Annotated in this window: 19 protein-coding genes and 1 pseudogene; 18 read left to right on the top strand and 2 right to left on the bottom strand. The window is 67.1% G+C overall.

From position 1 onward, the window contains the following. The first annotated feature begins 50 nt into the window (after positions 1-50). From ORI27_RS16940 to ORI27_RS16910, 8 genes and pseudogenes are all read left to right on the top strand, one after another. On the top strand, positions 51-2,030 hold the full coding sequence (locus tag ORI27_RS16940; protein ID WP_265998140.1) for a DUF6541 family protein: 1,980 nt from the start codon (positions 51-53) through the stop codon (positions 2,028-2,030). Positions 2,031-2,059: 29 nt separating this feature from the next. Then, entirely contained in the window at positions 2,060-2,569 is a 510-nt protein-coding gene (locus tag ORI27_RS16935; protein WP_265998139.1) for a bacterial proteasome activator family protein, read from the top strand. Between the two features lie 13 nt (positions 2,570-2,582). Continuing rightward, complete coding sequence (wzt, locus tag ORI27_RS16930; protein WP_265998138.1) at positions 2,583-3,395, top strand: galactan export ABC transporter ATP-binding subunit Wzt/RfbE; 813 nt, start codon at positions 2,583-2,585, stop codon at positions 3,393-3,395. Further along, positions 3,392-4,315 carry a galactofuranosyltransferase GlfT1 gene (gene glfT1, locus ORI27_RS16925; RefSeq protein WP_265998137.1) on the top strand — a complete coding sequence of 308 codons (924 nt, stop codon included), beginning with the start codon at positions 3,392-3,394 and terminating at the stop codon, positions 4,313-4,315. Before wzt ends, glfT1 begins: the two co-directional genes overlap by 4 nt. After that, the gene (wzm, locus tag ORI27_RS16920; RefSeq protein WP_265998136.1) at positions 4,312-5,142 is read left to right on the top strand and encodes a galactan export ABC transporter permease subunit Wzm/RfbD; all 831 of its coding nucleotides are present in this window, start codon (positions 4,312-4,314) and stop codon (positions 5,140-5,142) included. Before glfT1 ends, wzm begins: the two co-directional genes overlap by 4 nt. Positions 5,143-5,182: 40 nt before the next feature. Continuing rightward, entirely contained in the window at positions 5,183-6,619 is a 1,437-nt protein-coding gene (locus ORI27_RS16915) for an HNH endonuclease signature motif containing protein (RefSeq protein ID WP_265998135.1), read from the top strand. 53 nt (positions 6,620-6,672) lie between these two features. Beyond that, a pseudogene (locus ORI27_RS33170) lies at positions 6,673-6,765 on the top strand (hypothetical protein); the annotation flags it as partial. 31 nt (positions 6,766-6,796) lie between these two features. Beyond that, positions 6,797-7,555, top strand: coding sequence for an aminotransferase class III-fold pyridoxal phosphate-dependent enzyme (locus ORI27_RS16910; protein WP_265998133.1), 759 nt, complete (start codon positions 6,797-6,799; stop codon positions 7,553-7,555). Here the strand turns inward: ORI27_RS16910 and ORI27_RS16905 are convergent. Further along, on the bottom strand, positions 7,530-7,964 hold the full coding sequence (locus ORI27_RS16905; RefSeq protein ID WP_265998131.1) for a pyridoxamine 5'-phosphate oxidase family protein: 435 nt from the start codon (positions 7,962-7,964) through the stop codon (positions 7,530-7,532). The genes ORI27_RS16910 and ORI27_RS16905 overlap by 26 nt on opposite strands. Before the next feature lie 106 nt (positions 7,965-8,070). Here ORI27_RS16905 and ORI27_RS16900 point away from each other — a divergent pair, with 106 nt between their 5' ends. Next, positions 8,071-8,580: a hypothetical protein gene (locus tag ORI27_RS16900; RefSeq protein ID WP_265998130.1), complete on the top strand. Its 510-nt coding sequence runs from the start codon at positions 8,071-8,073 to the stop codon at positions 8,578-8,580. 6 nt (positions 8,581-8,586) lie between these two features. On the opposite strand, the gene ORI27_RS16895 is transcribed toward ORI27_RS16900, so the two are convergent. After that, positions 8,587-9,210 carry an HD domain-containing protein gene (locus tag ORI27_RS16895; protein WP_265998129.1) on the bottom strand — a complete coding sequence of 208 codons (624 nt, stop codon included), beginning with the start codon at positions 9,208-9,210 and terminating at the stop codon, positions 8,587-8,589. Positions 9,211-9,278: 68 nt separating this feature from the next. On the opposite strand from ORI27_RS16895, the gene ORI27_RS16890 reads away from it, so the two are divergent. The 9 genes from ORI27_RS16890 to ORI27_RS16850 all read left to right on the top strand — a co-directional run bounded on the left by ORI27_RS16890 (position 9,279) and on the right by ORI27_RS16850 (position 25,771). Next, the gene (locus tag ORI27_RS16890) at positions 9,279-9,692 is read left to right on the top strand and encodes a GtrA family protein (RefSeq protein WP_323055618.1); all 414 of its coding nucleotides are present in this window, start codon (positions 9,279-9,281) and stop codon (positions 9,690-9,692) included. A gap of 35 nt (positions 9,693-9,727) precedes the next feature. Then, positions 9,728-11,128 (top strand): FAD-binding oxidoreductase, encoded by a 1,401-nt coding sequence (locus tag ORI27_RS16885; RefSeq protein ID WP_265998128.1) that lies wholly within the window; start codon positions 9,728-9,730, stop codon positions 11,126-11,128. Between the two features lie 19 nt (positions 11,129-11,147). Beyond that, the gene (locus ORI27_RS16880) at positions 11,148-11,927 is read left to right on the top strand and encodes a decaprenylphospho-beta-D-erythro-pentofuranosid-2-ulose 2-reductase (protein WP_265998127.1); all 780 of its coding nucleotides are present in this window, start codon (positions 11,148-11,150) and stop codon (positions 11,925-11,927) included. 8 nt (positions 11,928-11,935) lie between these two features. After that, the gene (locus tag ORI27_RS16875) at positions 11,936-13,792 is read left to right on the top strand and encodes a galactan 5-O-arabinofuranosyltransferase (protein WP_265998126.1); all 1,857 of its coding nucleotides are present in this window, start codon (positions 11,936-11,938) and stop codon (positions 13,790-13,792) included. Continuing rightward, positions 13,789-17,043 carry an arabinosyltransferase domain-containing protein gene (locus ORI27_RS16870; protein ID WP_265998229.1) on the top strand — a complete coding sequence of 1,085 codons (3,255 nt, stop codon included), beginning with the start codon at positions 13,789-13,791 and terminating at the stop codon, positions 17,041-17,043. Before ORI27_RS16875 ends, ORI27_RS16870 begins: the two co-directional genes overlap by 4 nt. Positions 17,044-17,119: 76 nt before the next feature. Beyond that, positions 17,120-20,392 carry an arabinosyltransferase domain-containing protein gene (locus ORI27_RS16865; RefSeq protein WP_265998125.1) on the top strand — a complete coding sequence of 1,091 codons (3,273 nt, stop codon included), beginning with the start codon at positions 17,120-17,122 and terminating at the stop codon, positions 20,390-20,392. After that, a complete protein-coding gene (locus tag ORI27_RS16860) occupies positions 20,389-23,601 on the top strand; it encodes an arabinosyltransferase domain-containing protein (RefSeq protein WP_265998124.1) in 3,213 nt (1,070 codons plus the stop codon). The genes ORI27_RS16865 and ORI27_RS16860 overlap by 4 nt, the downstream gene beginning before the upstream one ends. Before the next feature lie 65 nt (positions 23,602-23,666). After that, the gene (locus ORI27_RS16855; protein ID WP_265998123.1) at positions 23,667-25,166 is read left to right on the top strand and encodes an APC family permease; all 1,500 of its coding nucleotides are present in this window, start codon (positions 23,667-23,669) and stop codon (positions 25,164-25,166) included. A gap of 266 nt (positions 25,167-25,432) precedes the next feature. Then, positions 25,433-25,771, top strand: coding sequence for a hypothetical protein (locus ORI27_RS16850; protein WP_265998122.1), 339 nt, complete (start codon positions 25,433-25,435; stop codon positions 25,769-25,771). The last annotated feature ends 6 nt before the right edge of the window (positions 25,772-25,777 follow it).

The following is a 25,777-nucleotide window of genomic DNA, read 5'->3' as shown; positions in this document are numbered from 1 at the left end:
GCGCCTGCGGTCCCCGCGGACGGGATCACCTGGCCAGCCATACTAGTCCAGTGAGCTTCGCGTTCGGACTGGTGATCGCGGTCTTGTTGCTGATCCTGCCGGGTGCGGTGGTAGCTCTGGCCGGGAAGCTGCGGTGGCCCGTCGCACTCGGTGTCGGCCCGGTGTTGACGTACGGCGTTGTGGGCCTGGCAATCATCCCGTTCGGCGCCGTCGGGATCCGTTGGAACATATGGACCGCACTGCTGGCCCTGGTCATCGCGACGGCGGCGGCCTTCGGTTTGCGGATTCTGCTCGCCCGGTACCGCGATTCCGAATCGGCGACCGACACGGCGTCACTGTGGCCCGCCCTCACGGTGGCGGCGGGCGTGATCTTGGGCGCAGTCTTGATCGGCCTGGCCGCCTGGCGCGGCATGCCGTACTGGCAGTCGATCCCCAGCAACTGGGACTCCGTCTGGCACGCCAACGTCATCCGCTGGATCCTCGACACCGGCCAGGCGTCGTCGACACACATGGGTGAGTTGCGCAATGTGGAAACCCACGACGCGCTCTATTACCCCTCGGTGTTTCATGCGCTGGCCGCCGTGCTGGCCCAGCTGATCGGGGCCGCGCCGACCACCGCGTACACGTTGAGCTCGCTGGCGGCGGCGGTGTGGTTGTTCCCGCTCAGCGCCGCCCTGCTGACCTGGCAGCTGCTGCGTCCCCGCGCGACTGCCTGGCGCACCGCAGGTGCCGCGGCCACCGCGGCCGCCCTGTCGGCTTCGTTCACCGCGGTGCCCTATGTCGAATTCGACACCGCCTCGATGCCCAACATGGCCGCCTACGGCATCGCTGTGCCCGCATTCGTGCTGATCACGTCGTCGCTACGGCACCGCGACCGCATCCCGTTGGCGGTACTGGCGTTGGTGGGCGTGTTCTCGGTGCACATCACCGGCGGCGTGGTCGTGGTCACCTTTGTCGTCGCGTGGTGGCTGCTGGACGCGTTGTGGCGCCCGGTTTTGGGGCGACTGCGCGACTTCATCACCCTGGTCGCGATCGCCGCACCCACGCTGGTTGTGCTGCTGCCGCAGTTCCTCGGGGTGCTGCAGCAGGCCGAGGTCATCGCCGGACACGCCTTCCTGACCCATCTAGGCCGCAAGAGGACGCTGTTCAACGCGATGGTCCAGCACACCCGGCACCTCAACGACTTCCCGATCCAGAACATCCTCATCGCGCTGGCGGGCATCGGCTTCGTGCTGCTGCTGACCAAACGCATCTGGTGGCCGGCGGCGGTGTGGTTGCTGATGATGGTGTCGATCGTGCATTCCGGCGCGCCATTCGGCGGACGGGTCGGGGCGATCATCGGCAAGTACAGCGACCTGTTCTACAGCGACCCGCGCCGGCTGTCGGCGGTGGTGACGTTGCTGCTGGCACCGATGGCCGGGATCGCGCTGTACGCGGCGGCTCTGCTGGTGGTGGCGGGTGCCCGCCGGGTGACGCGGCGATGGGCCGGCGCCCGCGATCCCGACCGCGGGTTCTGGATCGGTGCCACGACGGTGCTGCTGCTCGCCGTCACCGTCGGGCTGGCCTGGCACTACTTCCCGCGGCACTGCTTCCTGATCGGCGAGAAATACGACCGGGTGATCGTCGACGACAAGGATTTGGAGGCAATGGCCTATCTGGCCACCCTGCCCGGGGCCCGCGACACGGTGATCGGTGACGCCAACGTCGACGGAACCGCCTGGATGTATGCGGTCGCCGGGTTGCACCCACTGTGGACACACTATGACTACCCGGTACAGCAGGGACCGGGCTACAACCGCTTCATCTTCTGGGCCTACGCCGATGACGCCGATCACGATCCGCGAATCGCCGAAGCGGTGAAGGCCCTGAACATCCGCTATGTGTTGACTTCTACGCCGGTGGTCCGCGGGTTCGCCATGCCCGACGGGCTAGTGTCACTAGACAAGTCCAAGTCGTGGGCCAAGATCTACGACAACGGTGAGGCCCGCATCTACGAATGGCGCGGGTCGTCGCCACCGGACACCCAATGACGATGGGACACGAGGGAACACTCACTTCCATGACGACGAACACAGACGACGACAACATCGAGATCATCACCGGATCCGACGCCGGCCTGGAAGATGGCGACGATCAGCGCTCCGTGACCGACCTGGTGGAACAGCCGGCCAAGGTGATGCGGATCGGCACGATGATCAAGCAGCTGCTCGAAGAGGTGCGGGCGGCACCGCTGGACGATGCGAGCCGTAGCCGGTTGCGCGAAATCCACGCGACGTCCATCCGTGAGCTCGAGGACGGCCTGGCCCCTGAGCTGCGCGACGAACTGGAGCGGCTGGCACTGCCGTTCTCCGAGGACACCATCCCGTCGGATTCCGAATTGCGCATCGCGCAGGCGCAGCTGGTCGGCTGGCTCGAGGGCCTGTTCCACGGAATTCAGACCGCGCTGTTCGCTCAGCAGATGGCGGCCCGCGCCCAGCTGGAACACATGCGTCAGGGCGCGTTGCCCCCGGGGATGACGCAGCCCGGCCCGCCCGGAGCACCCGGTCACGGCACCGGGCAGTACCTGTAACAAGAGACACACGGTGGCTGCCGACGACCCCTTCATCGAAACCCGCGACGCCTGGGTCGAGTTTCCGATCTTCGACGCGAAGACGCGTTCACTGAAGAAGACGTTCCTGGGCAAGGCCGGCGGCGCCATCGGGCGCAACACCGAGAACGTCGTGGTCATCGAGGCGCTGCGCGACATCACCATGACGCTGAAGATGGGCGACCGGGTCGGCCTGGTCGGCCACAACGGCGCGGGCAAGTCCACCCTGCTGCGGCTGCTGTCCGGAATATACGAACCGACCCGCGGCTCGGCCACCGTTCGCGGCCGGGTGGCACCGGTGTTCGACCTCGGTGTCGGGATGGATCCGGAGATCTCCGGCTACGAGAACATCATCATCCGCGGGCTCTTCCTGGGGCAGACCCGCAAGCAGATGGCGGCCAAGGTCGACGAGATCGCCGAGTTCACCGAGCTCGGCGAGTACCTGTCGATGCCACTGCGGACGTACTCCACCGGTATGCGGGTGCGGCTGGCCATGGGTGTGGTCACCAGCATCGACCCGGAGATCCTGCTGCTTGACGAAGGCATCGGCGCGGTGGACGCGGAGTTCCTCAAGAAAGCGCAGTCTCGCCTGCAGAGCCTGGTCGAGCGATCGGGAATCCTGGTGTTCGCCAGCCACTCCAACGAGTTCCTGGCCCGGTTGTGCAAGACCGCGATGTGGATCGACCACGGCACCGTCAAGCTGACCGGCTGCATCGAAGACGTAGTCCGCGCCTACGAGGGTGAAGACGCCGCGCGGCATGTGCGGGAGGTCCTGGAGGAGCACCGGAACGACTGGTCCACGCCGTGACCGACGTCATCTGCGCCGTCGTCGTCACGCATCGCCGTCCCGATGATCTGGCCAAGTCCCTGGATGCGCTGAGTACTCAGACCCGCATGGTCGACCATCTGATCGTCGTCGACAATGACTGCGATGAACGCGTGCGGGACCTCGTCGCCGGCCAACCGGTGCCCACCACGTATCTCGGGTCGCGCCGAAACCTCGGCGGCGCAGGTGGATTCGCGTTGGGCATGCTTCATGCGCTGACTCTTGGCGCGGACTGGGTGTGGCTGGCCGACGACGACGGCCGACCGAAGGATGCCGGGGTGCTTGCCACACTGCTGGCCTGCGCCGACCGCCATCAGCTGGCCGAGGTGTCGCCGATGATCTGCGATATCAACGATCCAGACCGACTGGCCTTCCCCCTGCGACGCGGCCTGGTGTGGCGGCGGCGGGTCAGCGAACTGCACATCGACGGATCTGGGGAAGACCTGCTGCCTGGAATCTCCCACCTGTTCAACGGCGCCCTGTTCCGCGCGGAAACCATTGATGCCGTTGGTATTCCAGATTTTCGACTCTTTATGCGGGGCGATGAGACAGAAGTACATCGCCGGCTGCTCCGCTCGGGGCTGCGCTTCGGCACCTGCCTGACTGCGACCTACCTACATCCGCAAGGTGGGGACGAATTCAAGCCGATCCTGGGCGGTCGCATGCACGCCCAATACCCCGACGACGCGCGCAAGCGCTTCTTCACCTACCGCAATCGCGGCTACCTGCAGTCCCAGCCGGGTATGCGCAAACTGCTGCCGCAGGAATGGGTCCGGTTCGGCTGGTACTTCCTGGTCAGCCGTCGCGATCCGGCCGGCCTGCGCGAGTGGATCAGGTTGCGGCGCCTCGGCCGACGCGAACAGTTCGGTCCACCGGACCTCGAGAAGCGGGAGCAGTCGTGACGTTCATTGACGCCGCCGCCCAGTCGAAAACCTTCACCCGCGCGTGGGGCGACCTGCTCGACGGGTACCGGAAGCGCGAACTGTGGCTGCACCTCGGTTGGCAGGACATCAAGCAGAAGTACCGCCGCTCGGTGCTCGGCCCGTTCTGGATCACCATCGCCACCGGAACCACCGCCGTCGCGATGGGCGGGCTCTATTCGCAGTTGTTCCACCTCAAGCTCTCCGAGCACCTGCCCTATGTGACCCTGGGGTTGATCATCTGGAACATGATCAACGCCGCGATCATCGAGGGCGCCGACGTGTTCATCGCCAACGAGGGCTTGATCAAACAGCTGCCCACCCCGCTGAGCGTGCACGTCTACCGACTGGTGTGGCGGCAGATGATCCTGTTCGGGCACAACATCGTCATCTATGTGGTGATCGCGATCATCTTTCCGAAACCGTGGTCCTGGGCGGATTTGTCGGCGATCCCGGCACTACTGCTGATCATGCTCAACTGTGTGTGGGTGTCGTTCTGCTTCGGCATCTTGGCCACCCGCTACCGGGACATCGGACCGCTGTTGTTCTCGATCGTGCAGCTGCTGTTTTTCATGACCCCGATCATCTGGAATGACGAGACCCTGCGACGGCAGGGCGCCGGCCGCTGGGCCAAGATCATCGAGTTGAACCCGCTGTTGCACTACCTCGACATTCTGCGCGCACCGCTCCTGGGTGCCCACCAGGAATTGCGGCACTGGGTGGTCGTGGTGGCGCTGACGGCCGTTGGTTGGCTGATTACGGCATTCGCGCTGCGGCAGTACCGGGCGCGCGTGCCGTACTGGGTCTGAATTTTCTGTCCTGTCATACCCGACTGACATACTCGAACATGTGTTCGATGTCGATTTCGCGAGTGATACGGCGGTGGTGTCCGCGATCGCCGATTTCGCGCGGGAGGAGGCTCGGGCGGCGGCCCGGCGGTTGGCCGCGATCGCGGAGTTGGTGGCGCGGCGCTGCGCCGATGACGAGCGGGCGCAGTGGGCCTGTGATGAGTGGGACGCCGCGGCTGCCGAGGTGTCGGCGGCTCTGGGAGTGACCCACGGTCGGGCCTCGGCGGAGATGTTGATGGCGATGTCACTGCGGTATCGGCTGCCCAAGGTGGGCGCCCTGTTCGCGGCGGGGTCGCTCAGTTATCGGGTGTGTGAGGCGATCGTGGACCGTACCGATCTGGTCCAGGATCGCCCGACGCTGGCGCTGGTGGATCGCGCGCTGGCCGGTGATGCGGTGTCGTGGGGGCCGCTGTCGAACCTGGGCCTGCAGCGGGCGATCGACACCTGGGTGGATCGCTACGATCCGGGCGCGCTGCGTCAGGTCCGGGCGCGGGTGCGGGATCGGGAGGTCGGGGTGGGCCTGCGCGATGCGCGCGGCGGGGTCGCCGAGATCTGGGGACGGCTCCTGCTCACCGACGCCGCCGCGCTGGATCGGCGCCTGGCGGCGATGGCGCACGGGGTGTGTGAGGACGATCCCCGCACGATCGGGCAGCGCCGCGCCGACGCGCTGGGCGCGTTGGCCGCGGGCTCGGATCGACTGGCCTGCACCTGTGGGAGTCCCGACTGCCCGGCCGGCGAACCGGATGCGCGTGCGGCCAGTGTGGTGGTGCACGTCGTGGCCGACAGCCTCGAGGAGACGGCCCTGGATCCCGAACCCAGCGCCCAGCCCGCGCCGACGACGGCCCGGCCTGCCGGTGGCGTCCTGACGGGTCACCGTGGCATCGTGCCGGCCCCGCTGCTGGCCGAACTCATCCGATCCGGCGCCACCGTGCGCCGCCTGCGCCGGCCTGCCGACGAGCCCGAACCCGGCTACCGCCCGTCGACCGCCCTGGACGAGTTCGTCCGGCTACGGGATCTGACCTGCCGCTTCCCCAACTGCGATATGCCGGCCGAGCACTGCGATATCGACCACACCATCCCCTGGCCGTTCGGGCCCACCCACGCCTCCAACCTGGCCTGCACATGCCGTAAACACCACCTGCTCAAGACTTTCTGGACCGGCTGGCGAGATCGCCAGCATCCCGACGGCACCATCACCTGGACCTCACCGACCGGCCACACCTATGTGACCCAACCCGGCAGCCGACTGCTGCTGCCCCGGTGGAACACCACCACCGCCACCCTGGCCCCACCCACGGGCCAACCCCCACCAGCCCTGGGCATCATGATGCCCACCCGGCGAAGAACCCGCGCCGCCCAACGCGCCCACCGCATCACCGCCGAACGCAAACTCAACGACGCCCGCGTCACCGAACGCAACAAACCACCACCGTTCTAAATCTGGTGGGGCGGTCGCCTGAGTTGCCGCGAAGTCATGCGTCTGCGCGGATTATGGCCGGGGCACCGCAATTCGTGTCGCGCACGGCAGGCTCACGGATTTGGGATGCCGATGGCAATGAGTACATCGACCTGCTCTGTTCCTGGGGACCCATCATTCACGGCTACCAGAACCCGCGTGTCGAAGAAGCAGTCGACAGGCAACGCCGGGGTCGAACACGCGGATTGGGCGATGTTCGCCAAGAACGGTTCCGACGTCACGACCCTGTGTCTGACGATCGCGATGGCGCACACCAAGCGGGCCACCATCTTGGTCGCCGAGGGCGCCTATCACGGTGCCCTGCCCTGGTGTAATCCCGACACCACCGGCGTGCTGCCGTCGGATCGCGCCGGCCTCGCCTACTACACGTACAACGATCTGGACAGCGTCGAAAAGCTGGTCATAGAGCACGACGGCGACCTCGCCGGGATCATCGTGTCGCCGTTCCGCCACGACGCCGGTTTCGACCAGGAGATGGTGGACCCCGCCTTCGCACAGGGCCTACGGCGCGTCTGCGACGAGCACGGGGCCACCCGCACCCTCGACGAAGTCCGTACCGGATTCCGGATGTCGTTCGGCGGCAGCTGGGAGCAATACCGCGTGCGGCCCGACCTCTCGTCGTGGAGCAAGGCGATCGGAAACGGCTACCCCGTTGCGGCTGTCCTGGGTTCGGAGCCCCTGCGCGACTCGGCCGGGTCATTCTTCGTCATCGGCCCGGTCACCCTGGCCTGGGCGGCCGAGTGCGCGGCCCGCGGTGTCTTCACGCACCCCAAACACAACTGGTTCATGTCGACAGCGCTGACGGCCGCCGACGTCGGCACCGTGCTGGAGGCTACCGACGCGGCGTTCGCAGCGGTGGCCAGGCGGTTTTCTAGCCGGGATACGACCCGTGGTTAGGCTCTGGACCGAATCGAAACCGCCTGCCCGACACCTCATTTGCCGTGATACGCACGTAGCGTAGCTTCTCGGTGGCGACCCAGGGCAGTAGCTGCGCACGGTCGGCTTCATGGATCTCGTCGGATGTGGTGAGCACGTGCGCGGTTCCCCGGATGACGACACTCCAGCCCTCGGCGACGGTGTGATCGTCGACCTCAAAGAGCACCTTGTCGTTCATCACCGTGCTGAACAGCTTGGTACCTTCCGCAGTCCGGAACAGCACCGTGCGGCCCTGGGTCACGAAGTTGACCGGGAAGATCTCGAGCTGATCGCCGATGTGCGTTACCAGCCGACCCAGCGCGGCGCTCTTCAGCAGATCCCAACTCTCGTCGTCGCTGAGTACCGTGATCGGGTCCTGTTCGACTGTCATACCCAGATTTTGCCCCGGCAAGCGCAAATGCGCATAGGGTCGAACGACTCTTCACCCGAATTGCAGGTCTACCAGGGGATCGGCGGGCTCGAGGAGGCTGAGCACAGTGTTCGGATTCGGACGCAATCTACGCAGCGTCGGCCTGCATGCCTACGCCGAGGTCCTCAGCGCGGAGCAGACCGCACTCGCGGTCTCGGCCGACAACCCGAACCTGATGAACAACACCGAGATTCGCTGGGAACTGCAAGTCCGGGTATCGCCGGATGACGGGCTGCCGTTCGACGCGACGGTGCACGCCCTGCTGCCCCGGACCTGCGCCCCCAGACCGGGCAGCCGCGTCGCGGTCCGCTACGACCCGAGGCCGGTCTCGACCGCCGACGCCGCGATCGAGGGGATCACCAACGCCGACCCGAGCCTGATGGGCAATCGCCGACCCGGCCGCGTTTCGGGAACAGACGATGACCCGCCGCGAGCAACTACAGCAGCAAGCCGGCGCGGTACCGGTTTCGCACGATCCGGTCGACCAGCTGGAGCGGCTGGCCGCGCTCAAGGACCGCGGGCTCATCACCGACGAGGAGTTGAGCAACAGAAGCGCCGCATCCTCGGCGAGCCGTAAGACCGCTCACCCGGTCAGGGTCGCCAGCTCGGCCCGCAGATTGCCCTGTGCCGGACCTTCCCACTCCCGGCGGGCGTACTCGGTGCGGAAAACGCCGGGACCACCCAACAGGGCCACCAGTACCTGCACGCGTCCGCGACGGAAAGCGTCGTCGGACACGTGACCGTATTCGGCGCGGATGGCTGCGGTGTTGCGTTCGTAGTCGGCCCTCGGCACAGCCAGCGCCGCCAGGTCGGCGTCGGAGAGAACTTCGCCGTTGTGGTCGCCGGCCGCGGGATCGTGCGTGATCGTCAGCCGGATCAAACGCGCCACCTCGTCGACCAGTTGCGGCGGCAGACCGAGACGGGACAGCTCCTGTTCGGCGCGACGGGCGCTGCGTTCCTCGTCGTCGGGAAGTCCCGCATATACCGCGTCGTGATACCAGGCCGCCAGGCGCACGGCGTCGGCGTCGTCGGCGAAATCGGCAAGCTCCTCGACATGGCCGAGGATGCCACGCAGGTGGTCGACGGAGTGGTAGTGGCGGTGTGACTCGGTCCAGGACGCCAGCAGATCACGCCCGAGCGCGGCGGCCGCCGGGTTGTCGGTGTGCCGAGACAGCAGTGTCGCCCAGGCATCAGCCAGATCCTGCACATGACCATGGTGCACGCCCGGGCGCCCGGGCGCGAAACGACCCCGGACTTAGTAAGTAAGCTTCGCGGGTGGCCGAATCAGCCCCGTTGACACCGCTGAGCCTCAAGACGCAGGTGGTGCGGTTCCTCCTCACCGGCGGATTCTCCGGGATTGTGGATTTTGGGCTCTACGTGCTGCTCTACACCCTAGTTGGAGTTCAGGTCGACATCGCCAAGGCCATAAGCCTGACGATCGGCACCATAACGGCGTACCTGATCAATCGGCGATGGACGTTCCAGGCCCCACCAAGTCGGGCTCGGTTCCTGGCGGTGATGGCGACATACGCAGTGACCTTCGTCGTACAGGTCGGCCTAAACCATATCTGTCTGCACCTGATGCACTATCGCGCCTGGGCGGTGCCAGTCGCCTACATGATCGCGCAGGGCACGGCGACCGTGATCAACTTCATCGTTCAACGGGTATGGATTTTCCGGCTGAAGTAGACCTGGGACGCCGCACGGTAACCTTTGGCACTGATATGGCTACCGCACTCCCCCTGACGCCGCGTTCCCTCACCGGGTTCGGCAGGACCGCGCCAAGCGTGGCGCAGGTGCTGTCGACTCCCGATGTCGAGGTGATCGCCGCCGCCGTCCGGCAGGTGGCCGACGCCGATTCCACCAGCCCGTCGTACCTGCGCCGGGGCATCGTGGCCCGTGGGCTGGGGCGCTCCTACGGCGACCAGGCCGGCAACGGTGGCGGCATCGTCGTCGACATGACACCGCTGAATCGCATCCATTCGCTGTCCGCCGACACCGCCGTGGCGGATGTCGACGCCGGAGTGAGCCTCGATCAGTTGATGAAGGCCGCGCTGCCGTTCGGCTTGTGGGTCCCGGTACTGCCCGGCACCCGGCAGGTGACCGTCGGCGGCGCGATCGGGTCCGACATTCACGGGAAGAACCACCACAGCGCAGGCAGTTTCGGCAACCACGTGCTCTCGATGGACCTCCTGATGGCGGACGGCGAGGTGCGCACCCTCACTCCGGACGGACCCGACGGCGAACTGTTCTGGGCCACGGTCGGCGGAAACGGCTTGACCGGCATCGTGATCCGGGCCCGCATCGCGATGACCCGGACCGAGACGGCGTATTTCATCGCCGACGGCATCGCCACCGCTGATCTCGACGAGACGGTCGCGGTGCATCAGGACGGCAGCGAGGACAACTACACCTACTCCAGCGCGTGGTTCGACCTCATCAACCCGCCGCCGAAGCTGGGCCGCGCGGCGGTCAGCCGGGGCAGCCTGGCCAAGCTCGACCAATTGCCGCCCAAGCTGGCCAAGAATCCTCTGCAGTTCAGCGCGCCCAAGCTGCCCGCGGTGCCGAACCTCTTCCCGGTCAGCGTCATGAACAAGATGTCGCTCAGCCTGGTCGGCGAGGCTTTCTACCGGGTCAGCGGCAACTACCAGAACAAGATCGTCAATCTGACGCAGTTCTATCACATGCTGGATATCACGACCGGCTGGCAATACGCCTATGGCCCATCAGGTTTCGCGCAGCACCAGTTCCTCGTGCCGCCGGATGCCCTGGACGATTTCAAGGACATCATCCGGTGGATACAGACCCAGGGCCACTACTCGGCGCTGAACGTTTTCAAACTGTTCGGCCCGGGAAACCCCGCACCGCTGAGCTTCCCGATGGCCGGCTGGAACGTTGCCATGGACTTCCCCAACAACGCCGGTGTCAACGAGTTCCTCAACGAACTCGACGACCGCGTCATGAAATTCGGCGGCCGCGTCTACACCGCCAAGGACTCGCGGGTGAGCGCCGAGAAGTTCCACGCAATGTATCCGCGGATCGACGAATGGATCGCATTGCGCCGCAAGGCCGATCCCAATGGCGTGTTTGCCTCCGATATGGCCCGCCGCCTCGAGCTTCTGTAGAAAGGCATCGCTGGACGACATGATCGACGCCACAGGCAACCCGCAAACCATCCTGCTGCTGGGCGGAACCTCCGAAATCGGCCTGGCCATCTGCGAGCGCTACCTACGCAACGCGAAAGCCCGGATCATCCTGGCCGACCTGCCGAATGCACCGAAGCGCGAGGCGGCCATCGCCAAGTTGCAGGCCGCCGGCGCCAAGTCCGTCGAATACCTCGATTTCGACGCACTCGACACCTCGAGTCACCCCTCCGTCATCGAATCCGCCTGGGCCGGTGGCGATGTCGATGTGGCCATCGTCGCGTTCGGCATCCTCGGCGACGCCGAAGAGCTCTGGCAGAACCAGGCCAAGGCGGTGCTGAGCGCTCAGATCAACTACACCGCGGCCGTCTCGGTGGGCGTGCTGATCGGGGCGAAGATGCGTGTCCAGGGCTTCGGCCAGATCATCGCGATGTCATCGGTGGCCGGCGAGCGGGTACGCCGCAACAACTTCGTCTACGGCTCCACCAAGGCCGGCCTGGACGGTTTCTACCTGGGCCTCGGAGAAGCTCTGCGCGAGTATGGGGTTCATGTCCTGGTCATCCGGCCCGGGCAGGTCCGCACCACCACCACCCTGGAGCACTGGAAGGCCACCGGCGCCAAGGAAGCACCGTTCACGGTCAACGCCGAAGACGTCGCCGAACTGGCCGTGACGTCGGCGGCCAAGGGCAAAGATCTCGTGTGGGCGCCCGGACAGGTGCGTGTGCTGATGTCGGTGCTGCGGCACATCCCCCGGCCGATCTTCCGCAAGCTGCCGATCTAGTAGAACCGATGGGCAGGAGCGCGCTGGCCACCGTGGGCCAGATGATCGCGGCAGTCGCTGTGGCCGTGGTGGTTTCGGTCATCTCGCTCATCGCGATCTCCCGGGTTCAATGGCCGGCCTTCCCGTCATCGAACCAGCTGCACGCGCTGACCACCGTCGGCCAGGTCGGCTGTTTGGTACTGCTGCTCGGAACCGGGTTCGTCTGGCGGCGCGGGCACAGGTGGGCGGCGCGGATCGCCGCTGCGGCGGTCCTGGCCGCGTTCACCGTTGTCACCCTCGGGATGCCGCTCGGCGCAAGCCGGCTCTACCTGTTCGGGATCTCCGTCGATCAGCAGTTCCGCACCGAATACCTCACCCGGCTCACCGCCAGCCCGGCACTGCACGACATGACCTACGCCGATCTACCGCCGTTCTACCCGGCCGGCTGGTTCTGGATCGGCGGCCGGGCCGCGGCGCTGACCGGCACTCCGGCCTGGGAGATGTTCAAACCGTGGGCCATCACCTCCATCGCGATCGCCGTGGTGCTCGCGATGGCTCTGTGGTCGGCGCTCATCCGGTTCGAATACGCACTCGTCGTCGCCACCGCCACCGCGGCCGTCACCCTGGCCTACGGTTCGCCGGAGCCCTACGCCGCAATGATCACCGTTCTCATCCCGCCGGTGTTGCTGCTGGCGTGGTCGGGACTACGCGGCAAGACCAGGGCCGGCGGCTGGACGGCTGTGGTCGGCGTCGGACTGTTCCTCGGTGTCTCGGCGACCTTCTACAACCTGATTCCGGCCTACGCGGCGTTCACCGTGGCCGTGATGGCGGTGGTCGTGGCGATCGCGCGGCGCAGCATCGAGCCGCTGCTGCGGCTGGTGGTCATCGGCTCCATCACCGTTGCCATCGCCCTGATCACCTGGCTGCCGTTCCTGCTGCGAGCGGCCCGCCAACCGCTCAGCGGCACCGGCAGCGCGCAGCACTATCTGCCCGCCGACGGGGCGGTGCTGACATTCCCGATGTTGCAGTTCTCGTTGCTCGGCGCGCTGTGCATGCTCGGTACGTTGTGGCTGGTGTGGCGGGCTCGCAGCTCAGTGCGGGCCGCGGCGCTGGGCATCGGCGTGTTGACCGTGTACGCCTGGTCGCTGCTGTCGATGCTGACCACTCTGGCCGGCACCACCCTGCTGTCCTTCCGGCTGCAGCCCACGCTGACCGTGCTGCTGTCGGCGGCCGGCGTGTTCGGGTTCATCGAGGTGACGCTGGCGATCGCCTCCCGGACCAACCGGAAGGTCATCGGAGTCGGCGCGGCGATCGGGCTGGTCGGGGCCATCGGCTTCAGCCAGGACATCCCCGACGTGTTGCGGCCCGACCTCACCGTCGCGTACACCGACACCGACGGCTACGGTCAGCGCGGCGATCGCCGACCGCCCGGGGCCGAGAAGTACTACGAGGAAGTCGACGCCGCCATCCTGAAGGCCACCGGTCGGCCCCGGGAGGACACGATCGTGCTGACCGCCGACTACAGCTTCCTGTCGTATTTCCCCTACTACGGTTTCCAGGGCCTCACGTCGCACTACGCCAACCCGCTGGCCGAATTCGACAAGCGGGCCGCCGCGATCGAGTCGTGGGCCGATCTGAAGAACGCCGACCAGTTCACCAAGGCGCTCGACGCGCTGCCCTGGCAGCCGCCGACGGTGTTTTTGATGAGACGCGGCGGCTCCGCTGGTTCATCGGACACCTACACCCTCCGATTGGCCGAGGACGTCTATCCCAACCAGCCCAACGTGCGCCGCTACACCGTCGATCTGGACGCCAACCTGTTCAGCGGGCCGCACTTCACCGTCACGACGATCGGGCCGTTCGTGCTGGCCATCCGGAATCCATAGCGATGGAGCCCCCGGCGCGCCAATTACCATCTAGCTCCGTGAACCAGACACGGGCGAATTACCGAACCGCCCGTCTCGTCGCCGTCATCGCCGGCCTGCTGGGCGCCGCGCTGGCGATCCTGACGCCGTTACTGCCGGTCAAGCAGACCACCGCCGAGCTGAACTGGCCGCAGAACGGCGTACTCGACAGCGTGACCGCCCCCTTGATCAGTTACGTGGCAACCGATCTGACGATCAGCGTGCCGTGCAGCGCGGCCGCCGGGTTGGTAGGACCCGAGAATGCCGCCAAGACCGTCCTGCTCTCCACCGTCCCCAAGCAGGCTCCCAAGGCCGTCGACCGCGGGCTGCTGATCGAGCGTGCCAACGATCACCTCGTCGTCGTGGTCCGCAACACCCCCGTCGTCGTCGCTCCGCTGCGCCAGGTGCTCAGCCCGGCCTGCCAGAAGCTGACGTTCACCGCCCACGCCGACAAGGTGACCGGCGAGTTCGTCGGCCTCAGCCAGGGACCCGACAGCGACGATCCCGGCGCCCCACTCAAGGGCGAACGCAGTGGGTACGACTTCCGGCCCCAGATCGTCGGGGTCTTCACCGACTTGTCCGGTCCGGCACCACCCGGCTTGAGCTTTGCGGCCACCATCGACACCCGCTACAGCAGCGCGCCGACCGCCCTGAAGATGGCGGCCATGATGCTCGGCGTCGCTCTGACGCTCGTCGCGTTGATCGCGCTGCACATCCTGGACCGCGCCGACGGGGTGCGGCAGCGGCGCTTCCTGCCGCCGCGCTGGTGGTCGGTCAACGCCCTCGACGGGGTAGTGGTCGCCGTCCTGGTCTGGTGGCACTTCGTCGGTGCCAACACCTCCGACGACGGCTACATCCTGACCATGGCCCGGGTGTCCGAGCACGCCGGCTACATGGCGAACTACTACCGCTGGTTCGGCACCCCGGAATCACCCTTCGGCTGGTACTACGACCTGTTGGCGTTGTGGGCGCACGTGTCGACGTCCAGTATCTGGATGCGCCTGCCGACGCTGGCCATGGCGCTGGTGTGCTGGTGGTTGATCAGCCGCGAGGTGATCCCACGCCTCGGCCACGCGGTCAAGACCAGCCGCGCCGCGATCTGGACCGCCGCCGGCATGTTCCTGGTGTTCTGGCTGCCGCTGAACAACGGCCTGCGACCCGAGCCGATCATCGCCCTCGGCATCCTGCTCACCTGGTGTTCGGTCGAACGGGGAGTGGCCACCAGCCGCTTACTGCCCGTCGCGGTCGCCTGCATCGTCGGCGCGTTGACGCTGTTCTCCGGCCCGACCGGTATCGCGTCGATCGGCGCGCTCCTGGTGGCGATCGGTCCACTGCGCACCATCCTGCATCGTCGATCCCGCCAATTCGGGCTGCTGCCGCTGCTGGCTCCGATCCTGGCGGCGACGACGGTGACCATCATCCTGATCTTCCGCGACCAGACCCTGGTCGGCGAGGTGCAGGCGAACATGCTCAAGTCGGCGGTCGGGCCAAGCCTGAGCTGGTTCGACGAACACATCCGCTACGAGCGGTTGTTCATGGCCAGCCCGGACGGATCGATCGCACGGCGGTTCGCGGTGCTGGCTCTGCTGGTGGCGCTGGCCGTGGTGGTGGCGATGATCCTGCGTAAGGGCCACATCCCCGGCACGGCCGCCGGCCCGAGCCGGCGCATCATCGGGATCACGATCATCTCGTTCATCGCGATGATGTTCACCCCGACGAAGTGGACCCATCACTTCGGCGTTTTCGCCGGGCTGGCCGGATCGCTGGGCGCGCTGGCGGCCGTGGCCGTCACCGCGCACGTGCTGCGGTCCCGAAGAAACCGGGCGATGTTCGCCGCCGTCGTCCTGTTCGTCACCGCCCTGTCGTTCGCCAGCGTCAACGGCTGGTGGTACGTCTCCAACTTCGGTGTTCCGTGGTCCAACGAGTTCCCCGAATGGCATTTCGGCTTCACCACGATGCTGCTCGGACTGACCGTCCTCACCCTGCTGGCGGCCGCCTGGTTCCACTTCTCCGGCCGCGACAACGGCGAGCACCGGCCGACGCACTGGTGGTCACGTCTGGTGGGCTCGCCGCTGGCGGTGATGGCCTGGCTGCTGGTGATCTTCGAAGTGGGATCGCTGACGCTGGGCATGACCGAACAGTGGCCGGCCTGGTCGGTCGGCCGCTCGAATCTGCAGGCGCTCACGGGTAAGACGTGCGGGCTGGCCGACGACGTGCTGGTCGAAGAGGACCCCAATGCCGGCACGCTCACCCCGATCGCCGGGGTGTCGGTGCGCGACGCGCTCGGCGCCACGACCGCCGAAGGATTCACCCCCGCCGGGATCCCCGCCGACGTGTCGGCCGACCCGGTGACGGAGCCGCCCGGCGGCGGCAACTTCGTCGACGACGACGGCCTGGTCACCGGCAGCGAGGCCGGCACCGAGGGCGGCACCACCGCCGTCGCCGGGATCAACGGCTCGCGCGCCCGGCTGCCCTACGGTCTGGATCCGGCCCGCACGCCGGTGATGGGCAGTTGGCGCGCCGGGGTGCAACAGCCGGCGGTGCTGCGCTCGGCGTGGTACCGGCTGCCCACCGACTGGACCGCCTCCCCGCTGCTGGTGGTGACCGCGGCCGGACGCTTCGACTCCGACGAGGTCCAGGTGCAGTGGGCGACCGATCAGCAGGCGGCCGAGGGCAAACCCGGCGGCTCGGTGCTGTTCGGTGACATCGGCGCGGCACCGGCGTGGCGCAACCTGCGCACACCGCTGTCGGCCATCCCCCGCGAGGCCACGATGATCCGGCTGGTGGCCACCGATGACGACCTGGCGCCCCAGCACTGGATCGCGCTGACCCCGCCGCGTATCCCCAAGCTGCGCACCCTGCAGGACGTCGTCGGGTCGCAGGATCCGGTGCTGCTGGACTGGCTGGTCGGCCTGGCCTTCCCCTGCCAGCGCCCGTTCGGCCACCAGTACGGGGTCATCGAGCCGCCGAAGTGGCGGATCCTGCCGGACCGGTTCGGCGCCGAGGCCAACTCGCCGGTGATGGACAACATCGGCGGCGGCCCGCTGGGCATCAGCGAGCTGCTGTACCGCGCGACGACCGTGCCGAGCTACCTGCGCGACGACTGGTACCGCGACTGGGGCGCGCTGCAACGGCTCAACCCGTTCTATCCCGACGCCCAGCCGGCCCGCCTGGACCTCGGCACCGCCACCCGCGGCGGGTTGTGGAGCCCGGCGCCACTGCGGCCGACATAGCAATCCCGTCTCGAATCGCGCTGGCCCCCGCAGGCCTTCGAAACCGACACAACTTCGTCGCCTACCATCGAGCCTCGTGCCCAGCGACAGATCGGACTCCCCCCGGATCGCCCGACTAGTCGCCGTTGTCGCAGGAATCCTGGGTGTTCTGCTCTGCGGTGTGGTGCCGCTGCTGCCGGTCACCCAGACCACGGCCGCCATCACTTGGCCGCAGGCGCCCGGAGCCGACGGCATGGTCAGCGACATCACCGCGCCGTTGGTGTCGGGCGCGCCGCAGTCACTGGACGTGACGATTCCCTGCCGGGTCATCGCGACGTTGCCCGCCGAAGGCGGTCTGGTCTTCTCGACGATCCCGCCCGCCGGAATCGACGCCAGCCGCAACGGTCTGTTCGTGCGCGCCAACCCCAACACCGTCGTCGTCGCCTTCCGCGACACCGTGGCCGCAGTCGCCCCCCGCCCGGCCATCGCGGCAGGCGCGTGCAGCGATCTGCACATCTGGGCCGGACCGGGTGGGGTCGGCGCCGATTTCGCCGGTATCCCGGGAGCCGCCGGCACGCTGGCAGCCGAAAAGAAGCCGGCCATCAACGGGATCTTCACCGACCTGAAGGTGGCCTCGCAGCCGGGCTTGGCGGCGCGCATCGACATCGACACCCGGTTCATCACCAGCCCGGGCACGCTCAAGATCACGGTGATGGTGCTGGGCATCGCCTGCGTGGTCGCCTCGGTCATCGCGCTCGGCGTGCTGGACCGGCGGTCAGGAGCGAGGCGGACGCCCGGCGCATGGCGGCGGTTCCTGCGAGTCGGGGTAGCGACCTGGGTGGCCGATATCGGGGTGGTCGGCGTATTGCTCCTCTGGCATGTCATCGGTGCGATCTCGTCCGACGACGGCTACAACCTCACCATCGCGCGGGTTGCCGGCGAAGCCGGCTACACGGCCAACTACTTCCGCTACTTCGGCGCCACCGAGGCCCCATTCGACTGGTATCAATCGGTGCTGGCCCACCTCGCCGCGATCAGCACGGCCGGGGTGTGGATGCGGCTGCCGGCCACCGCCGCCGGCATCGGCACCTGGCTGATCCTGAGCCGCTGCGTACTGCCGCGGCTGGGTAGACGCCTGGCGCTCAACCGGGTGACGGTGTGGACGGCCGGCGCGGTCTTCCTGGCCGCCTGGCTGCCGTTCAACAACGGGTTGCGGCCCGAACCGCTGATCGCCTTCGGCGCGCTGGCCGTGTGGACCCTGGTGGAGACCGCGATCGCGACCCGGCGCCTTGTTCCGGCCGCCGCCGCAATCGTGATCGCTGTGTTCAGTGTGACGCTGGCCCCCCAGGGACTGATCGCCATCGCCGCGCTGCTCGTGGGTGCCCGGGCCATCGCCCGGGGGATCACCGCGCGCCGTCCCACCGACGGCCTGCTGGCGCCGCTGGCCGCGCTGGCCGCGTCGCTCTCGGTCATCTTCGTCGTCGTCTTCCGGGACCAGACGCTGGCCGCCGTCGCCGAATCCGCCCGCATCAAATACGTCGTCGGGCCGACGATCGCGTGGTACCAGGATTTCCTGCGGTACTACTTCCTCACCGTCGAAGACAACGTGGAGAGCTCGCTGACCCGGCGCTTCGCCGTCCTGGTGATGATGCTGTGCCTGTTCGGCATGCTGGCGGTACTGCTGCGCCGCGGCCACGTGCCCGGGGTGGCCAAGGGTCCGGTGTGGCGGTTGATCGGCACCACCGCGATCGGGCTGTTGCTGCTGACCTTCACCCCGACCAAGTGGGCGGTCCAGTTCGGTGCGTTCGCCGGGCTGGCCGGGGCGTTGGGCGCGGTCACCGCGTTCACCTTCGCCCGTGTCGGCCTGCACAGCCGACGCAACCTCGCGCTGTACGTCACCTCGCTGCTGTTCGTCCTGGCCTGGGCGACTTCGGGCACCAACGGCTGGTTCTACGTCGGCAGCTACGGGGTGCCGTGGTTCGATCGCCAGCCGGTGATCGCCCACCAGCCCGTGACGACGATGTTCCTCGCGCTGGCGATCGTCACCGGCCTGCTCGCCGGATGGCTGCACTTCCGAATCGATTACAGCGGCCACACCGAAGTGAAGAACACCGGACGCAACAGAGCCCTGGCGTCGACCCCGCTGCTGGTGTTCGCGCTCATCATGGTGCTGCTCGAGGTGGGCTCGATGACCAAGGCCTTCGCCCAGCGCTACCCCGTGTACACCACCGCCGCGGCCAACCTGTCCGCACTGAAATCGGGCCTGTCGGACACCAGCTGCGCGATGGCCGATGATGTCCTCGTCGAACCGGACACCAATGCCGGCATGCTGCAACCGGTTCCGGGCCAGAAGTGGGGCAAGTACGGGCCGCTTGGCGGGGAGAACCCGGTCGGCTTCACCCCCAACGGGATCAGTGACACCCTCGATCCCGCCGAACCGTTCGTGGCCAACCCCGGCACGGTCAACTCCGACGCCTCACCGAACAAGCCCAACGCGGGCATCGCCTTCGCCGCGGGCACCGGCGGCGGCTACGGACCGGTCGGGGTCAACGGTTCGCGGGTGTTCCTGCCGTTCGGGCTGGATCCCAAGACCACGCCGGTGATGGGCAGCTACAACGAGAACACCGTTGCGGCCAAGGCGACTTCGGCGTGGTACCAGCTGCCCCCACGCACACCGGACCGGCCGCTGGTCACCGTCGCGGCCGCAGGCGCGATCTGGTTCTACGACGAAGAGGGCCAGTTCAACTACGGACAGTCCCTCAAACTGCAATGGGGTGTGCACCGTCCGGACGGCAGCTTCCAGGCCCTCGACTCAGTACAGCCCATCGATGTGATCGCCCAAAAGGCCTGGCGCAATCTGCGATTCCCATTGAGCTGGGCGCCGCCGGAGGCCAACGTCGCACGCATCGTCGCCGACGACCCGAACCTGAGCACCGACCAGTGGTTCGGCTTCACCCCGCCCCGGGTGCCGGTTCTGGAGACCGCCCAGCAATTCCTCGGTTCACAGACCCCGGTCTTGATGGACATCGCCACGGCGGCGAATTTCCCGTGCCAGCGGCCATTCTCCGAACACCTCGGTGTCGCCGAGCTCCCGGAGTACCGGATCCTGCCCAACCTCAAGCAGGTGGTGGTGTCGAGCAATATGTGGCAATCCGCGCGCGCCGGTGGCCCTTTCCTGTTCATCCAGGGACTGCTGACCACCTCGACGGTCCCGACCTACCTGCGCGACGACTGGTACCGGGACTGGGGCGCCATCGAGCGCTATATCCGCCTGGTGCCGTCGGCCCAGGCCCCCGACGCCGTCATCGACCAGGGCGCCAAGACAGTGTTCGGGTGGAGCCGTAGCGGACCCATCAGGGCACTGCCATGACACAGACTCTCGCCGCCAACGCCCGCGACGCTGCCCAAGACGTGACGATCACCCGCTGGGTGGCTATCGTCGCCGGGCTGGTCGGCTTCGTGCTCTCCGTCCTGACCCCCCTGCTTCCCGTGCAACAGACCACCGCGACGTTGAACTGGCCGCAGGCCGGACAGCTGAGCAATGTCACCGCACCGCTGATCTCCCAGGCGCCGGTATCGCTGACGGCGACGGTGCCCTGCGAGGTGATCCGGTCGATGCCGCCGGCGGGTGGTCTGGTGCTGGGGCTGGCACCGCAGAAAGGCAAAGAGGCGGCGCTGAATTCGCTGTTCGTCAACGTGACCGCGCAGCGGGTGGACATCACCGACCGCAACGTGGTGATCGCCAGCGTGCCCCGGGCCAGGGTCGCCTCCGCGCAGTGTCAGCGGATCGAGATCAGCTCCACCACCGACGGGACGTTCGCCACCTTCGTGGGGTTGACGGATCCGGCCACCGGCAAGGAACAGCGCAGCGGGTTCGCCGACTCGAATCTGCGGCCGGCGATAGTCGGGGTGTTCACCGACCTGACCGGGCCGGCGCCACCCGGGCTCAGCGTGTCAGCGACGATCGACACCCGGTTCACCACCAAGCCAACGGTTTTGAAGCTCGCCGCGATGCTGCTGGCGATGGCCGCCACCGCGATAGCGCTGCTGGCGCTGTGGCGGCTGGACCGACTCGACGGCCGTCGCATGCACAAGCTGATCCCACAGCGCTGGCGAACGTTCACCGCCGTCGACTTGACGGTGGTCACCGGCTTCGTGGTGTGGCACGTGATGGGCGCCAACTCGTCCGACGACGGCTACATCCTGCAGATGGCCCGGGTGGCCGACCACGCCGGCTATATGTCGAACTACTTCCGGTGGTTCGGCAGCCCCGAAGACCCGTTCGGCTGGTTCTACAACGTGCTGGCGCTGATGACCCACGTCAGCGATGCCAGCATCTGGATGCGGTTGCCGGACTTGGTCTGTGCGCTGGTCTGCTGGCTGCTGCTGTCCCGCGAGGTGCTGCCCCGGCTGGGACCCGCCGTGATCGCCAGCCGGCCTGCGCTGTGGGCGGCCGGGCTGGTGCTGATGGCCGCCTGGATGCCGTTCAACAACGGCCTGCGTCCCGAGGGCCAGATCGCCACCGGCGCGTTGATCACCTACGTGCTGATCGAGCGCGCCATCATCTCGGGCCGGCTGACCCCGGCCGCGCTGGCGATCGTCAGCGCCGCGTTCACCCTTGGCATCCAGCCGACCGGCCTGATCGCGGTCGCCGCGCTGATCGCCGGTGGCCGCCCGATCCTGCGGATCGTGGTGCGCAGGCGCGCGGTGGTGGGTACCTGGCCCCTGATTCTTCCGCTACTGGCCGCCGGCACCATCATCCTCACCGTCGTGTTCGCCGACCAGACGCTGGCAACGGTGTTGGAAGCGACCAGGATTCGCACCGACATCGGGCCCAGCCAGGCCTGGTACACCGAGAACCTGCGCTACTACTACCTGTTCTTGCCGACCGTCGACGGCTCGCTGTCGCGCCGGTTCGGCTTCTTCGTCACCGCACTGTCGCTGTTCACCTCGATGTTCATCATGTTGCGCCGCAAGCGCGTTGCCGGGGTGGCCCGTGGACCGGTATGGCGGTTGATGGGCGTGATCTTCGCGACGATGTTCTTCCTGATGTTCACCCCGACCAAGTGGGTGCACCACTTCGGGCTGTTCGCCGCGGTGGGGGCTGCCATGGCCGCGGTGTGCACCGTACTGGCGTCGCCCACGGTATTGCGCTGGTCGCGCAACCGCATGACGGTCGTCACCGCGGTGTTCTTCCTGCTCGCCCTGTGCTTCGCCACCACCAACGGCTGGTGGTACGTGTCGAGCTACGGCGTGCCGTTCAACAACGCGATGCCCCGCATCGCCGGAATCACAGTCAGCACAATCTTCTTCGCGCTGTTCGCCCTGTCGGCGATCTACACGGTCTGGCTGCACTTCAACAGCCGCGACCACGGTGAGGGCCGCCTCGCGCGGGCCGTCACCACCGCGCCGATCCCGCTGGCCGCCGGCTTCATGGTGCTGGTGTTCATCGCCTCCATGGCAGCGGGCGTGGTGCGCCAGTACCCGACCTATTCCAACGCCTGGGCCAACCTGCGATCGTTCTCCGGCGGCTGCGGGCTGGCCGACGACGTACTGGTCGAGCCGGACACCAACGCCGGATTTCTGACTCCGCTGCCCGGGGATTACGGCCCGCTGGGCCCGCTGGGCGGCACCAACCCCGTTGGCTTCACACCCAACGGGGTGCCCGAACACATTGTCGCCGAGGCTATTCGGCTGACCAATCCGCAGCCGGGGACCGACTACGACTGGGATCAGCCGATCAAGCTCGACACGCCGGGTATCAACGGGTCGACCGTGCCGCTGCCCTACGGCCTCGACCCGGCGCGGGTGCCGCTGGCGGGTAGCTACGTCGCCGGCCCGCAGCAGGAGGCCACCCTGAACTCGGCGTGGTACCAGCTGCCGCCCGACGACGACGGTCATCCGCTGGTGGTCGTCACCGCGGCCGGCACCATCGCCGGGCGCAGTGTGCTCGACGGCTACACCGACGGCCAGACCGTGGAACTGGAATACGGCAAGCCCGGACCCGACGGCGCCCCGGTGCCCGCCGGCCGGGTGAGCCCCTACGACCTCGGCCCGGCGCCGTCGTGGCGCAATCTGCGGTTCGCCCGCTCGGACATCCCCGCCGATGCGACCACGGTGCGGATCGTGGCCGCCGACCGGTCACTGACACCGGGCGACTGGCTGGCCGTGACCCCGCCGCGGGTGCCCGAACTGCAGTCGGTACAGGAGTTCGTCGGCTCGACCCAGCCTGTGCTGATGGACTGGGCGGTGGGCCTGGCCTTCCCGTGCCAGCAGCCGATGCTGCACGCCAACGGTGTCATCGAGGTGCCGAAGTTCCGGATCACCCCGGACTACAGCGCGAAGATGCACGACACCGACACCTGGGAGGACGGTCGCAACGGTGGGCTGCTCGGCATCACCGACCTTTTGCTGCGTGCCCACGTGATGGCCACCTACCTGTCACACGACTGGGGTCGTGACTGGGGTTCACTGCGCCAGTTCGAGACGATCGTGCAGAGCCAGCCCGCGGAGATCGACCTGGGCACGGCAACTCGCGGCGGCTTGTGGATGCCGGGGCCCATCAGGATCAAGCCTTAGTCGGATCAACCCCTAACTTTGCCGTAGAGGCGGCCAATCGGCGTTAGCGATGACAGAATCCGCACATGGCTGAAGACGCAGCGATCATCGACCCGTTGATGCACGGCCTCCGATCCAAGGGGCTCAAGAAGGGATCGGTCTCCCTGGTTGGTGCGGTGGCGATCGGTCTGGCGGCCACCGCGCCGGCATATTCGCTGACCGGTGCCCTCGGGTACGGTGCGGAGGAGACCGGCTATCAGCTGCCGATCGTCTTCATCCTCGCGGTCATCCCGATGTACTTCGTGGCACTGGCCTACAAACACCTCACCGATGCCGCCCCGGACGCCGGGACCGTGTTCACCTGGGGCTCTAAGGCGATCGCGCCACACGTCGGCTGGATGGGCGGGTTCGCGCTGATACTGTCGTCCATTCTGGCCGGGGTCGGCGCGGCCGGCATCCTGACCAACGCCACCGCGGTGTGGCTCGGGATGGAGCACTCGCCGGTGTGGTTCGACATCCTCGTCGCGACGGTGTTCATCCTGCTGACGACGTGGTTGGTCGCCCGCGGAGCCGAGGAATCCTCGCGCACCACACTGATCCTCACGATCGTCCAGTACGGCGGCCTGCTGCTGTTCGCGATCATCATGCTCACCGCGGTCTTCCGCGGCGAGCAGAGCCCGACCGCGGAGTCATTCTCGTGGGAGTGGTTCAACCCGTTCGCAATCCACGACTTCAGCAGCCTGCTCGGCGGATTCCTGGTGGCTATCTTCATCTTCTGGGGCTTCGACGCCTCACTCGCCATGTCCGAGGAGACGTCCGGAACGCCGGAACAGGCCGGCCGCAGCGGGGTCACCGCGATCCTGATCACCGTTGCCACCTATGTGATTTTCAGCGTGGCAGCACTGGCATACGCCGGTATCGACCCGAACAGTCCGACGAGCCTGACGCACGAAGGCAACATCGACGACGTGTTCACCACATTGGCCACCGGGTCGATCGGCACCCGCGGCGCGATGATCGCCGCCCTGGTCGTCGGGTTGTCCGCGTTCTCGGCGACGATGTCCACGGTCATGCCCACGGCGCGCGGATTGCTGTCGATGGCGACCTACAAGGCGGTACCGGATCGGTTCGCGTCGGTGAGCGAGGTGAGCTCGACGCCCAAGTTCGCGACCTGGGTCATCGGCCTCACCAGCCTGGTGATCTACTGCGTGCTGGACGTGATCAGTGACAGCGTCGTCGCCGATTCGGTCTACAGCGTGGGGATCGCGATCATGACCTACTACGTCGTCGTCGCGATCTCTTCGGTGGTGTACTTCTGGCGCACCGCCTTTCGATCGTGGCGCACAGCGATGGGCCAGGTGATTCTGCCCGGCATCGGCGCGCTCGTCCTCATCCCGGTCGGCGTCGTCGAGGCCTACATGATGGCGAACCCGGACAACGGTTCGGGTGGATCCATTCTGGGCATCGGCATGGCGTTCGTCGTCGGCGTTCTCAGCCTGGCATTCGGCGCGGTATTGATGGCTCTGTGGAATCTCAAGGCTCCGGCCTTCTTCCGGGGGGAAACCCTGCCCAAGGAACGGACCTGAGCCCGTCGTTGCCCGGATTCGGGATGAACGCTGGTGCCTTACGAGGAAGTCGAGCCCTGCAGATCGACATCGAGCCCCCGCTCTGTGGGGGGACCGCTGCTGCCGTATAGATCATCAAAAGTGTTGATAAAGAACTGTTTTCGATCCGTTACTGAACGCCAAGGACGGGCTTAGCGGCGTCACAGCGGGCGCCCATCAACGCTTCCTAACGTCGCTATCGCAAGCAATCACGACACAACACGCGAAGCGATGGGACGGAGATCACGATGAACCTCAAACGCATGGTGTACACCACGACGGCCGTGGCGGGTATCGGTGCCGCCGGCCTGTTCGGGCTGGGCATCGGCACGGCAAGCGCCAACCCCGGTCAGCCGTGCGGAGGGCCGAACGCTCCGGGGTGCCAGCAGGGTCCGAACAACGGGCCGGGCAACGGGCCCAACAACGGCCCGAACAACGGGCCGGTCAATTGGCAGCAGCGCGGAATCGACCAGGGCCGCCAAGACCACCAGCCGTTCAACTGGAATGGCCAGTGGGTGCAGCCGATGCCGGCCGGCAACGGTCACGGCTGGGGATTCTGGTTCCTGGGCCAGTGGATCCCGCTGTAACCAACG

Origin of the sequence: Mycobacterium pinniadriaticum, assembly GCF_026242045.1 — a bacterium.
Lineage (GTDB): Bacteria > Actinomycetota > Actinomycetes > Mycobacteriales > Mycobacteriaceae > Mycobacterium > Mycobacterium pinniadriaticum.
This window is presented reverse-complemented; position numbering and strand designations above follow the sequence as displayed.

Bases quoted from the DNA above. Each gene is read 5' to 3' on its own strand.
- ORI27_RS16935 (WP_265998139.1), top strand. From the start codon at position 2,060: ATGACGACGAACACAGACGACGACAACATCGAGATCATCACCGGATCC.
- ORI27_RS16905 (WP_265998131.1), bottom strand. From the start codon at position 7,964: ATGACAGTCGAACAGGACCCGATCACGGTACTCAGCGACGACGAGAGT.
- ORI27_RS16885 (WP_265998128.1), top strand. From the start codon at position 9,728: ATGGCTACCGCACTCCCCCTGACGCCGCGTTCCCTCACCGGGTTCGGC.
- ORI27_RS16880 (WP_265998127.1), top strand. From the start codon at position 11,148: ATGATCGACGCCACAGGCAACCCGCAAACCATCCTGCTGCTGGGCGGA.
- ORI27_RS16875 (WP_265998126.1), top strand. From the start codon at position 11,936: ATGGGCAGGAGCGCGCTGGCCACCGTGGGCCAGATGATCGCGGCAGTC.
- ORI27_RS16860 (WP_265998124.1), top strand. From the start codon at position 20,389: ATGACACAGACTCTCGCCGCCAACGCCCGCGACGCTGCCCAAGACGTG.
- ORI27_RS16855 (WP_265998123.1), top strand. From the start codon at position 23,667: ATGGCTGAAGACGCAGCGATCATCGACCCGTTGATGCACGGCCTCCGA.
- ORI27_RS16850 (WP_265998122.1), top strand. From the start codon at position 25,433: ATGAACCTCAAACGCATGGTGTACACCACGACGGCCGTGGCGGGTATC.